12 protein-coding genes are annotated in these 11,783 nt (G+C 36.8%); 3 read left to right on the top strand and 9 right to left on the bottom strand.

The window, feature by feature from the left end:
• Positions 1–29: 29 nt before the first annotated feature.
• The 7 genes from ACXAGS_RS06355 to ACXAGS_RS06325 all read right to left on the bottom strand — a co-directional run bounded on the left by ACXAGS_RS06355 (position 30) and on the right by ACXAGS_RS06325 (position 5,171).
• Complete coding sequence (locus ACXAGS_RS06355) at positions 30–395, bottom strand: diacylglycerol kinase family protein (RefSeq protein WP_010516569.1); 366 nt, start codon at positions 393–395, stop codon at positions 30–32.
• On the bottom strand, positions 388–894 hold the full coding sequence (tpx, locus tag ACXAGS_RS06350; protein ID WP_474905531.1) for a thiol peroxidase: 507 nt from the start codon (positions 892–894) through the stop codon (positions 388–390). Before tpx ends, ACXAGS_RS06355 begins: the two co-directional genes overlap by 8 nt.
• A 92-nt stretch (positions 895–986) precedes the next feature.
• Positions 987–1,244: a DUF6952 family protein gene (locus tag ACXAGS_RS06345; protein ID WP_474905529.1), complete on the bottom strand. Its 258-nt coding sequence runs from the start codon at positions 1,242–1,244 to the stop codon at positions 987–989.
• Positions 1,225–1,539, bottom strand: coding sequence for a thioredoxin family protein (locus ACXAGS_RS06340; RefSeq protein ID WP_474905527.1), 315 nt, complete (start codon positions 1,537–1,539; stop codon positions 1,225–1,227). The genes ACXAGS_RS06345 and ACXAGS_RS06340 overlap by 20 nt, the downstream gene beginning before the upstream one ends.
• Before the next feature lie 6 nt (positions 1,540–1,545).
• Positions 1,546–2,190, bottom strand: a complete 645-nt coding sequence (locus tag ACXAGS_RS06335; RefSeq protein WP_474905525.1) for a peroxiredoxin — start codon at positions 2,188–2,190, stop codon at positions 1,546–1,548.
• 208 nt (positions 2,191–2,398) lie between these two features.
• Entirely contained in the window at positions 2,399–3,880 is a 1,482-nt protein-coding gene (gene nhaC, locus ACXAGS_RS06330; protein ID WP_474905523.1) for a Na+/H+ antiporter NhaC, read from the bottom strand.
• Positions 3,881–3,950: 70 nt separating this feature from the next.
• Entirely contained in the window at positions 3,951–5,171 is a 1,221-nt protein-coding gene (locus tag ACXAGS_RS06325) for an aminotransferase class I/II-fold pyridoxal phosphate-dependent enzyme (RefSeq protein ID WP_474905521.1), read from the bottom strand.
• A 151-nt stretch (positions 5,172–5,322) separates the two neighbouring features.
• On the opposite strand from ACXAGS_RS06325, the gene ACXAGS_RS06320 reads away from it, so the two are divergent.
• Both ACXAGS_RS06320 and lpdA read left to right on the top strand, forming a co-directional pair.
• Positions 5,323–5,781, top strand: coding sequence for an Lrp/AsnC family transcriptional regulator (locus tag ACXAGS_RS06320; RefSeq protein WP_474905519.1), 459 nt, complete (start codon positions 5,323–5,325; stop codon positions 5,779–5,781).
• Between the two features lie 64 nt (positions 5,782–5,845).
• A complete protein-coding gene (gene lpdA / locus ACXAGS_RS06315) occupies positions 5,846–7,252 on the top strand; it encodes a dihydrolipoyl dehydrogenase (RefSeq protein ID WP_474905517.1) in 1,407 nt (468 codons plus the stop codon).
• Positions 7,253–7,324: 72 nt separating this feature from the next.
• Here the strand turns inward: lpdA and ACXAGS_RS06310 are convergent, their stop codons facing one another.
• Both ACXAGS_RS06310 and ACXAGS_RS06305 read right to left on the bottom strand, forming a co-directional pair.
• On the bottom strand, positions 7,325–9,742 hold the full coding sequence (locus ACXAGS_RS06310; RefSeq protein ID WP_474905515.1) for a glycoside hydrolase family 95 protein: 2,418 nt from the start codon (positions 9,740–9,742) through the stop codon (positions 7,325–7,327).
• Between the two features lie 165 nt (positions 9,743–9,907).
• The gene (locus tag ACXAGS_RS06305; RefSeq protein ID WP_474905513.1) at positions 9,908–11,104 is read right to left on the bottom strand and encodes a heparan-alpha-glucosaminide N-acetyltransferase domain-containing protein; all 1,197 of its coding nucleotides are present in this window, start codon (positions 11,102–11,104) and stop codon (positions 9,908–9,910) included.
• Between the two features lie 128 nt (positions 11,105–11,232).
• On the opposite strand from ACXAGS_RS06305, the gene ACXAGS_RS06300 reads away from it, so the two are divergent.
• Positions 11,233–11,766, top strand: a complete 534-nt coding sequence (locus ACXAGS_RS06300) for an NADPH-dependent FMN reductase (protein ID WP_474905511.1) — start codon at positions 11,233–11,235, stop codon at positions 11,764–11,766.
• The last annotated feature ends 17 nt before the right edge of the window (positions 11,767–11,783 follow it).

Raw genomic sequence — 11,783 nt, 5'->3', positions numbered from 1 at the left:
TTTAGCTTAGCTGTAAAAGCAGAAGCTTTTTAAAGTATTTTGGGAATATATATAATTAGACCAACTGCCACCGCAACTAAGGAAACCAGCATAACAGCCCCGGCGGAAACGTCTTTGATTAGGCCTATTTTTTCATCGTATTCTGGTTGTACAAAGTCCGAAATCTTTTCTACAGCAGTATTTAGACCTTCTATGCCCATGACCATGCCAACAGCTAAAAATTGCAATGCCCATTCCATGGCCGATATCTTAAAATACCACCCCGCAATAGTAACCATAACCGCAATAAAAAGCTGAATTTTTATACTTGCTTCGGTAAAAAGCAGAATAAACAGGCCTTTAAAGGCGTACCCAACACTTTTAATGCGGTTAATAATAAATGGTTCTTTAGGCATCCATCAAGGCTTCAAGTGCAGCTTTATAATTAGGCTCGTCTACCGTTTCTGCAACTTGTTCTGCATACAGTACTTTTGCATTTTCATCTAAAACAACCACAGAGCGGGAGTGTAAGCCTTTTAGTGGTCCGTCTGTGAATTCTAATTGGTATGCCTTACCAAAATCTCCAGACCTAAAGTCAGAAACGGTTTCTACACTAGCTATGCCTTCTGCACCACAAAAACGGGCTTGTGCAAAGGGTAAATCTCTAGAGATACATAAAATTTTGGTGTTTTCTAATTCTGCTGCTTCTTGGTTAAACTGCCTAACAGACTGTGCACACGTTCCGGTATCTATACTTGGAAATATGTTTAGTACCACCTTTTGTCCTTTAAAATCTGATAGGGAGCATTCGCTCAAATCGTTTTTAACCAATATAAAATCTGGGGCAGTACTGCCCACTTCTGGTAGGTTCCCCATTGTGTGTATTTCGTTTCCTTTTAAGGTAACTGTAGCCATTTTTTTGTTTTTATGTTTTCTCAAAAATAGCACAAAAAGAAAACCTTCCACAAGTTAATGTGGAAGGTTTACATAATAAGGTGATAATACCTTTATTTATCAATGGCCCCAGTTACCCTAGACATAAAACCGTTTAAGGCTTCTTTTTTGGGTGTACCATTCTTTACTTCTTTGTAAACTTCTATAGCTCCGTAGATATTAGAAATTAATTCGCCTACCGTATCCAGTTCTTCATCTTTTAAAGACGGGCTTTCTGTAAGGTCTTCTAAAGTTTCTGCGGTTTCTATTAAGAAATCCTCATCGTTGGCTTCTGCAAAAGCCACCAAATGTTTAATTAGCGGCAACCTCATGAACTAATGTTTTTAAAACATCGTACTTGTTGGTCTGTACCTGGTTTTTTAAACTTCCATTTTGAAAAGCAGCAAATGTTGGCAAGTTATCTACCGTTGCCAATTTGCGCGATTCTGGAAACTTTTCTGCATCAACCAAAACAAAGGTCACATCTTCATTTTCCCTAGCTTCTTTTTTAAACTTAGGTTTCATGATTCTGCAGTTACCACACCAAGAAGCAGAATATTGCACAACTACATTGCTATTTTCAGCAATTATTTCTTGTAAATTGTCCTGTTCTAATTCTAGCAACATAACTATTTAGTTTACGTGGTTAGCCAAGTAATCTGCAACCCCTTTACGGTCTGCATTCATAGCCTCTTTTCCTTCTTCCCAATCTGCAGGGCAAACTTCGCCTTTCTCTTGTACGTGTGTGTAAGCATCTACCAAACGTAAAAATTCTGCTACGTTTCTACCTAATGGCATGTGATTTACACTTTCATGGAATACCGTACCTTCTTCATCAATAAGGTAAGTAGCTCTAAAAGTTACATTGTCACCATCTAACAATACAGAATCTGTTTCTTCATTGTACTCTTCTGTAGTATTGTCCAAAATATTAAGAGCACTGGCCAAGTTTCTGTTGCTATCTGCAATTAGCGGGTAGGTAACACCTTCTATACCACCGTTATCTTTTTCTGTATTTAACCAAGCAAAGTGAACTTCTGCAGTATCACAAGAAGCACCAACTACCAACGTGTTTCTTTTTTCAAATTCTGCTTGCGCTTTTTGAAAAGCGTGTAATTCTGTTGGGCAAACAAAAGTAAAATCTTTTGGGTACCAGAAAAGAACAACTTTTTTCTTTTCTTCCTGTGCTTTCTTAAGGATGTTTAATTTGAATACATCACCTAATTCATCTATTGCGTTTACTTCAATGTTCGGAAATTTTCTACCTACAATTGCCATAATTTGTGTTTATCTATTAAAATTTTCTGCAAAATTAATTCGTAGTTAGGGCAGTAGAAAAACAGTAACAATAAGAAAACATTATACTTAAATAGGGAAGTGCTATAATGCAAAAATGAAAGGGTAATATTGCGTTTTTGATAAAAATGAATCATTCATTTTACCATATCATAAAAAAAAGAGCGATTGTTTAAATCGCTCTTCTTATTTATTTTGATTCTAATTGCTTAATCTTAATGTTAAGTGCAGCAAATAAGAGGGTCATTAAAGGACTTAACCAATTAAAAATGGCAAAAAGAGCATATTCTGCAACGCCAACACCCAATACGCTGCTATGATAAGCCCCACACGTATTATAAGGAATTAATACGGAGGTTACCGTACCGGAATCTTCCAACGTTCTGCTTAAGTTTTCTGGGGCTAACCCTCTTTCTTCGTATGCTTTTGAAAACATTTTACCTGGTACAACTATGGCCAAATATTGGTCAGATGCCGTTATATTCAAAGCCAAACAGCTACCAACGGTGCTGGCAAATAGTCCAAAAGTAGATTTGGCCAATTTTAATAAGGATTTTGTAATTCTCTCTAACGCGCCAATACCGTCCATGATACCACCAAAAACCATAGCGCAAAGAATAAGCCATATGGTACCCAACATACCTTTCATTCCTCCAGAAGAAAATAAATCGTTAAGGCTACTATTTTCTGTTTCTATAGCTACGTCAACCGTAATGGCATCCATTACACCTTTATATGCCGTTTGTAGGTTTAGACTTTCTCCACCACCAATTTTTGCAACAATTTCTGGTTGAAAAAGTAGTGCGAATAATCCGCCTAAAAGCGTACCTACTAGCAAGGCCAATAACGGTGGTGCTTTTTTTACAATCATGGCCACTACAATAACGGGTACTAAAAACAACCAACCGCTCACATTAAAAGTACTGCTAATGGTATTTAGTAACGCATCTGTTTGTGCGGTTCCTGTTGTTTCTATGGTAAAGCCAAGGATTATAAACACAATTAAAGTAACAATTACCGTGGGTACGGTAGTGATGGTCATGTATTTAATATGCGAGAACAATTCGCCACCCGCCATGGTAGGTGCCAAGTTGGTAGTATCACTTAAAGGCGACATTTTATCTCCAAAATAGGCTCCGGAAAGTACAGCGCCCGCCGTCATCCCCAAAGAAATACCCAAGGCTTCTCCAATACCAATTAAGGCGATACCTACTGTTGCAGCGGTGGTCCAACTACTACCCGTAGCAATAGATATTATGGCACAAATTACAACACAGGCCGCTAAGAAAATGGTTGGGTTTAGTATTTGTAGTCCATAATAAATCATACTGGGAATAATACCGCTAATGAGCCAAGTACCAGAAAGTGCACCAACCATAAGAAGTATTAATAGCGCTCCCGTGGTAGACCGTACATTTTCTGCTACCTCGTCCATCATTTGTTTGTAAGAGACTTTGTTAAAAAAGCCAACAATGGCAGCTACAGCTGCGCCAAGCAATAAAATAAATTGATTAGACCCACTTAACGCATCGTCTCCATAGACAAACACATTAAAGGCTAGCATGCCCACAAGAATAAATACCGGGAGTAGTGCCTCCCAAATGTTTAGTTCTTTATTAGAAACTATATTCTCGTCTTCTCTGTGTTCGTAGGTTGGTTTGTTATCTGCCATGTAATACAAGTTGCAATCCTGTAATATTACGACTTTGACCTAGGTTCTGCAAGCCGTAAAACGCTTCTAATTATATCATAACTGTGGAACTGTCTAGTATTCCGAGTTTTAACATGCAACTTTTCATGGCTTGGTAAGTACGCTCTATATCATGGTCCAAACCAATAGAAAAACGAATTAAACCATCTGTTAGACCCATTTCTTCCTGTTCTTCTAATGGAATTTCTGAAGAGGTAGAAGTGCCCGGAGCACTAAATAATGTTTTGTAAAATCCTAAGCTAACCGCCAAATAACCCAAGTTTTTTTGTTGCATTAGTTCCATCAACGCATTTGCTTTGTCTAAAGAACCAACGTCTAAGGTCATCATACCACCAAAACCATATTCTGGATTCAATTGTTTTTTCATGGTTTCATGCCCGGGGTGAGATGTTAGACCAGGATACACCACTTTTAAGCCATCAGCTTCAAATTTGTTGGCCAAATAATGGGTGTTTTCACTATGTTTTTTAATTCTGATATGCAGGGTACGCATATTTTTTAAAATTGAAGCGGCACGTAAGCTATCTAACGTACTGCCAAAAAGCATACCTGCACCGTCATTTACATCTTTTAAACTCAGGCAAAAATCGGTAGTACCGCAAACCACACCAGCTACACAATCACTAGTACCATTAATGAACTTGGTTAAACTATGGATAACAATATCTGCACCAAGGCTTGCTGGGCTAATGCTTAAGGGAGAAAAGGTGTTGTCTACAACCAAGGGAATATTGTGCTGTTTTGCTAGTTGAGCCAATGCGGTAATATCTGCTATTTCTAAAAGAGGATTACTTACTGCCTCACAGTAAATCATTTTGGTTTTAGGCGTTATAGCAGCCGCAACAGCCTCTAATTTAGTAATGTCTACAAAACTGCTATTGATATTGAATTTGGGTAAAAAATTCTTCATTAATGCATAGGTGCCGCCATAAATGGTTCTACTGGTTACTATGTGGTCGTCAGCATTACACAATTGCATAATAACGGCAGTAATAGCACCCATGCCACTAGCATATACATTTGCTGATTCTGTTTGTTCTAATGCTGCTAAAGCTTCACCTAGATACAAATTTGAGGGGGAAGAATGTCTGCTATACAAGTAACAACCTTCGGTATTACCCTCAAAGGTATCAAACATGGTCTTTGCAGATAAAAAAGTATAGGTAGAAGAATCGGATATAGATGGGTTTACACCTCCAAATTCGCCAAAGTAATGTAAGTCTTGTAATTTCTGTGCGGCTTTGCTTTTCATGATAGAACTATTTTTTGGTAAAAATCATTTTTAAAAGCGTATTTGTCAATAGAATTTATAAAATGAAGAATTTAATTCAGATTTATTTTGATTATTAGAAAATTAATCACTTTTACTATCTTTAATCTCATGTTTAACGAATGACATTAAGATGGAATTAGATGCAACGGACAAAAAACTACTGAACCTGTTGCAACAAGACTGCAAAAAGACTACAAAAGCGTATGCTTTAGAATTAGGGTTGTCCACGACGGCTGTTTTTGAGCGTATAAAGCGGTTAGAGCGCAATGCCATTATTACAGATTATGTTGGGTTGGTGGATAAAAAAAAGGTGCAAAAAAGCTTTACGGTGTATTGCCATATTAAGTTGGTACAACACACAAAGGAAAATGTGTTACGTTTTGAGCATCAAATACAGCAATTAATAGAAGTACAAGAGTGCCAACATATTAGTGGGGATTATGATTATATAGTATTGGTGAATGTAGCTAATATGCAGGAATACAGGGAGTTCATGGTTAATAAGTTAACGGCGATAGACCAGATTGGCAGTACCCAAAGTTCTTTTGTAATTAATCAGGTTAAAAAAACAACGGCAGTTTACATCTAAATACCCTAGTTTTCTATACCAATATTATGTGGTATTTTTGTTTTAAATACTGAATTCTGAATTTATGAGTCAATTTGATGTGGCCGTTATCGGTTCTGGACCTGGAGGCTATGTTGCTGCTATACGTTGTGCCCAATTAGGCCTAAAAACAGCTATAATAGAAAAATATACTACCCTTGGAGGTACTTGCTTAAATGTGGGCTGTATCCCATCCAAGGCATTGTTAGATTCTTCTCACCATTACGAGGATGCTGTAAAACATTTTGAAGACCACGGGATTGAAATTCCAGGGGAAATAAAAGTGAATTTAGCACAGATGATAGCCAGAAAGGACAGGGTAGTAGACCAAACTACTAAAGGAGTTCAGTTCTTGATGGACAAAAATAAAATAACCGTTTTTGAAGGTGTGGGTAGTTTTAAAGATGCCACGTCAATTACTATCGCTAAAAACGATGGCAGTACAGAAACTATAGAAGCAAAAAATACCATTATTGCTACGGGCTCCAAGCCGTCTAGTCTGCCTTTTATTTCTATTGATAAGGAAAAAATTATTACTTCTACCGAAGCCTTAAAACTTAAGGAAAAACCAAAACATCTTTTAGTAATTGGTGGTGGTGTAATAGGTCTAGAGCTAGGTCAAGTATACAAACGCTTAGGAGCAGAGGTTACGGTAATTGAATATATGGACCGCATAATTCCAGGTATGGATGGTGCTTTGTCTAAAGAACTTGCTAAAGTGATGAAGAAGCAAAAAGTGAAATTTGCACTTTCTCATAAAGTTAAGTCCGTGGAGCGTGTTGGTGATGAAGTGGTAGTAAAAGCAGACGATAAAAAAGGCAACGAAGTTGAGTTTAAGGGCGATTATTGCTTGGTATCCGTAGGTAGAAAACCTTATACGGATGGTTTAAATGCTGAAGCAGCTGGAGTAAAATTAGATGATAGAGGTAGGGTAGTGGTAAATGATCATTTACAAACCAATGTATCTAATATCTATGCCATTGGTGATGTAGTGCGTGGCGCAATGTTAGCACATAAGGCAGAAGAGGAAGGTACCATGGTAGCAGAAATTTTAGCAGGTCAAAAACCACATATAGATTACAACCTAATTCCTGGAGTAGTATATACATGGCCAGAGGTTGCCGCTGTGGGTAAAACAGAAGAGCAATTAAAAGAAGAAGGCATAAGCTATAAAGTAGGGCAATTTCCTATGCGTGCTTTGGGGCGTGCTCGTGCTAGCATGGATATAGATGGTTTTGTTAAAATTATTGCTGACAAGCAAACAGACGAAGTGTTGGGGGTACATATGATTGGTGCACGTTGTGCAGATTTAATTGCAGAAGCAGTTACCGCTATGGAATTCCGAGCGTCTGCAGAAGATATTTCTCGTATGAGCCATGCACACCCTACGTTTGCAGAAGCAGTTAAAGAAGCAGCTTTAGCGGCGACGGATGATAGAGCTTTACACGTTTAATTTACTATTCATTACATAAATAAAATCCCGAAACTAGATTCAGTTTCGGGATTTTTTATTGGTTAAAGCAATTTACCAATAAACAGTTATGGATTCATTTGGCTTAAGACTTATCTCTTTTTTACGGTCCTTATAGCTAACGTTTGTTTTACCTCCTTTCACGGAAGATAGCGTGCTTTTAATTAGTTTACGCTCCTTCCAATTTAAATCAATTTCAAAGCCACCACGAGCTTTTATGCCTTTTATGCTACCTTCTTGCCATGCGTCTGGTAGTGCAGGTAAAAGATAAATAGTTTCTGGGTTAGATTGCATGAGCATTTCTATTACACCTGCAGCACCTCCAAAATTACCATCTATCTGAAAAGGGGGGTGTGCATCAAATAGGTTAGGATATGTGCCTCCTCGTTTAGAATTTGGCTTAGAAGTGTCTGGGTTAACATAGCGTAATAATTCCCTATACATTTTATAAGCTCTATTACCGTCCCATAGACGAGCCCAAAGATTTATTCGCCAACCTTTAGACCAACCTGTGGTGTCATCTCCTTTAATTTCTAAGGTTGTTTTTGCCGCCTCTGCCAATTTTGGAGTATGGTATGGGGTTATGTGGTTGCCAGGGTGTAATCCATAAAGGTGTGTTTGGTGTCTATGTTTTGGGTTTTGGTCTTCCCAGTCATAATACCACTCTTGCAGGTTACCTTTTTGTCCAATTTTATAGGGACTTAAATTTTCTAGAATGGACTTAACCTTTTTAGTTGAGTCATCTTGAATGCCCAATGTTTCTGAAGCATTTAAATAGCTATAAAACAACTCTTTTACCATAGCCATATCGGCAGTGGCCCCATATAAAGTTGCGCCAATAAAGCCCTCAGGGGTTTTGTATAAATTTTCTGGAGAAGTACTAGGGCTAGATATATACTGGCCATGTTTATCCTTAATTAACCATTCTGATGCAAATGTGGCCGCACCTTTAATAATGGGATAGGCATACTCTTTTAAATAAGTGGTGTCTTGGGTGTAAAGGTAATGTTCCCATAAATGACTGGTAAGCCAAACCCCTCCCATATTCCAGTTGGCCCAATTGGGGTTTCCTTGTCCAAAATCGCCTACCGGATTTGTTAATGCCCAAATATCAGAATTGTGCCCAGCTGCCCACCCATTGGTTCCGTAATAGGTTTTAGCTGTTATTGCTCCTGTTTTAGAGAGGTTGTTAATAAAACTCAATAAAGGTAAGTGTAGTTCTGATAAGTTGGCTGTTTCAGCTAACCAATAGTTTTCCTGTAGATTGATATTTATAGTGTAATTGCTGCTCCAAGGTGGTCTAATATGCGGATTCCATAAGCCCTGAAGGTTAGCAGGCACTTCTTTTGTTCTGGATGAAGCAATTAATAAATACCTGCCATAATTAAAGTATAAAATTTCAAGGTTTTGGTCATTTGCACCAGTTTCGTAACGTAGTAGCCGTTGGTCCGTAGGTACATTTGGCAGTTCTTTATGTACAAGTTTAAAATCTACTCGATTATATAATTCGCCATAATCCGCTAGATGTTCTTTTTTTAGAACAGCATACGTCTCTTTTTTGGAACTCTTTATTTGCTCTAAAGCTATATTTTCATGGTTTAGCCCTTCTGTTGCTGGGTTTTTGTCATAACCATTAAAGCTTGTGGCAATAGAAACTAAAAGTTCTACTTCTGTTGCGTTTTGTACCGATAGTATGGAGTCTTGAATATTAATCGTGCCATCTGTATGCTTTATGCTAAAAACGCTGGTAAACCGTGTTCCTTTATCGGCATCAAAAACAACAGGGTTCTTAATGGCACCCCTATAACTTGGTTCTACATGAACCGGGGCATAACCCGTAGCTATTAATTGACCGTCTAACTCTTTTGTTTTAAATTTTAATTGACTTTCAAACTTTAGGTCAAAACTTATGGCTTTCTCTTTGTTAGCTATAAATCTAACCACCATTATTTTTTTTGGGTAAGAAATAAAATATTCACGTTTGTATTTTACCGTATCGGTCTCATAGGTTACACTGGCTATAGCAGTTTTTAAGTCTAAATTTCTTTTGTAATTGGTTATGCTGGACGCATTTTTAAAGTGCAATAAAAGGGTGCCCAAAGGGGCATAAGATTCACTAAATTGGCCTTGTAAATTTTTATTTAAAGAATCGGCAAGTTTATAGTTCTCTGCTTTTAAAGCCGCTCTAATTTCTGGTAAATGTTTATATGCTTCGGGATTGTTATTATGGTTCATGGGTTCTCCAGACCATAAGGTAATATCATTTAGATAAATTTTTTCGTTTTGGGCACCTCCAAAAATAGAGGCACCCATTTTGCCATTTCCTAAGACTAAGGTTTCCTCAAAATAGTTTGCCGGTTTATCAAACCATATTTCATCTGAATTTTGGGCAATGCTTTTTACGTTATAAAATAGAAGGATTGTTGCTAATATTACCCTTAAAAGAGCGGGCACTCCAATGCTTGAGTTCATTTTATGGTAGCTTTTGGTCTGTATGTTTTAAAAATAACCAAATTAACTACAGTTGATAAAGACAAATTGTCTGGCGTTTTACCCTGTAAAAAAACAAATAGAAAAGAAAAACCCGTTTGCAACTTACGGTTGTAGAAATTAACGGTGCTATAAAAATTAGTTAGATTAATTTCTAACCCCAGCAAATATGCGCAATATGAGCCCTTTTAACCGTTCTAAAACCAGCTTAATAGGAGGAATTAGTAAAGTAGTGATACTTTGTAGCTGTACTAAAATTTCGCTCCAAATGTATCTTAATTGCCCTTTAACATCATCCTCATATTTTACGAAAAGTAACGAAAGATAGGTACATACAATCATAAAAAGTATAGCTCCAGGAATTGCAAAAGCTGGACTCAGTTCATGATGAAGAAATTTGTAAAGTCCTAGACCGGTAAAACTTCCATATAGAATAACAAAATGCATTACATATATGGTTAGTGTACTGCCACCAATTTTTAAAATGGTCTTTTGGTCTAAAACTTTTCGGAACAACATAAAAATGGCAAATACCAGAAAAACATCACCTAAGCGTATAAACAAATAGTTGTTGTTCAGAATTAAACCAAAGATTTCCCAGCCAGTTTTGTTTAACAAATACTCAAAGAAATTTGAGGATTGAAATAGTAACAAATACCCAAATGCCATTGCAGAGGGAATAGCTACAGGATATAGCTTATTGTTGTTTTTGTATTTGGTAAAAAGTAAAGAAACAAATGCACCTATTGTGGTATAACCAAACCAAGGAAAAATAGTAAATACAGACCCATTTGCTTTAGTAAAGTAATTTGCTAGTCCCACAGGGAGCCAATCTAGTTTCCATGTTTTGTAAATGGGTTCAAAAACAAATAAAACAAGGGTAATTAAGATTAGACTAAACGGTAGCACCCATGGTTTTTTCTTGGCTGTTACCAAATAAGCGGTAACAATACCTAAAATAGATAAACCAATACAATGCAGTACATCTACAAGGTAAAACCCATCATATAATTCGCCTTTTAGTAAACCAAAAAGGTTTAAACGTAATAAGTACCCAATGAATACTAGTTGTAAACCACGGCGAATTCCTTTCTTAACTCTAGGGTTTTTCCACCCATTTTCAGGAGCTGCTACCAACAAATAGGTGAAAATAAACCCAGAAACCGTAAAAAATACAGGGGCTGTTATTCCTCTAAAATAGAGCCAAATATTATAAACGCTGTTACTGGTATCTCTAAATATAGGGTCTAACAAACCATCTACAAAGTGGCCCTGTAGCATCATTAAAATAGCCCAGGCACGCATGGCGTCTATAAAAAATAGTCTTTTGGAATTTGCGCTCACTTTATTGGTTTAAACTAGATATACTTAATATTTCTAGCTTTGGATTATTGATGCCGCAAAATTAGCTAAAAAAGATTCAATTAGTTGATTTTAAAGTTATTTTAGTGATAAACATTTTAAAAAACACTATGGCTAGTATATTGGCATTTGCAGGTAGTAATTCTTCAAAATCTATCAATTATGAACTGGTAAAATTTACCGTCAACAAAATTCAAAAACATAAAACAGATAGTTTAAACCTAGCCAATTATCCTTTTCCTATGTTTAGTGTAGATTTAGAGGAGAAAGACGGTTACTCTAATTCGTTGGTAGAATTAAAAAACGAAATACAAGATGCAGATGCGTTGCTTATAGCTGTTAACGAACATAATGGGCATTTATCTGCCTACTTCAAAAATATGTTAGATTGGTTATCTCGCTTAGACCGAAAATTTATGTTGAATAAAAAAGTCCTTTTAATGGGAGCCTCTACCGGTAAAGGGGGAGCAAAAGGTGCAATATCAATGGCAGAGACTTTATTACCTAGATTTGGAGCAACCATTACGGCAACATTTTCAATGCCTAGTTTTGGTGCTAATTTTAATGCGCAAGAAGGTATTGTAAACAAAGATTTGCTAGAAGCACACCAAGCGGCATTGGAGGCCTTTTTAAAATCTGTTTAAACCGTACCTTTGTCCTA

Source organism: Croceivirga sp. ABH4_376 (assembly GCF_056160685.1).
This window is presented reverse-complemented; position numbering and strand designations above follow the sequence as displayed.

Bases quoted from the DNA above. Each gene is read 5' to 3' on its own strand.
- ACXAGS_RS06340 (WP_474905527.1), bottom strand. From the start codon at position 1,539: ATGTTGCTAGAATTAGAACAGGACAATTTACAAGAAATAATTGCTGAA.
- ACXAGS_RS06355 (WP_010516569.1), bottom strand. From the start codon at position 395: ATGCCTAAAGAACCATTTATTATTAACCGCATTAAAAGTGTTGGGTAC.
- ACXAGS_RS06300 (WP_474905511.1), top strand. From the start codon at position 11,233: ATGGCTAGTATATTGGCATTTGCAGGTAGTAATTCTTCAAAATCTATC.
- ACXAGS_RS06325 (WP_474905521.1), bottom strand. From the start codon at position 5,171: ATGAAAAGCAAAGCCGCACAGAAATTACAAGACTTACATTACTTTGGC.
- lpdA (WP_474905517.1), top strand. From the start codon at position 5,846: ATGAGTCAATTTGATGTGGCCGTTATCGGTTCTGGACCTGGAGGCTAT.
- ACXAGS_RS06335 (WP_474905525.1), bottom strand. From the start codon at position 2,190: ATGGCAATTGTAGGTAGAAAATTTCCGAACATTGAAGTAAACGCAATA.
- nhaC (WP_474905523.1), bottom strand. From the start codon at position 3,880: ATGGCAGATAACAAACCAACCTACGAACACAGAGAAGACGAGAATATA.
- ACXAGS_RS06310 (WP_474905515.1), bottom strand. From the start codon at position 9,742: ATGAACTCAAGCATTGGAGTGCCCGCTCTTTTAAGGGTAATATTAGCA.
- ACXAGS_RS06320 (WP_474905519.1), top strand. From the start codon at position 5,323: ATGGAATTAGATGCAACGGACAAAAAACTACTGAACCTGTTGCAACAA.
- ACXAGS_RS06345 (WP_474905529.1), bottom strand. From the start codon at position 1,244: ATGAGGTTGCCGCTAATTAAACATTTGGTGGCTTTTGCAGAAGCCAAC.
- tpx (WP_474905531.1), bottom strand. From the start codon at position 894: ATGGCTACAGTTACCTTAAAAGGAAACGAAATACACACAATGGGGAAC.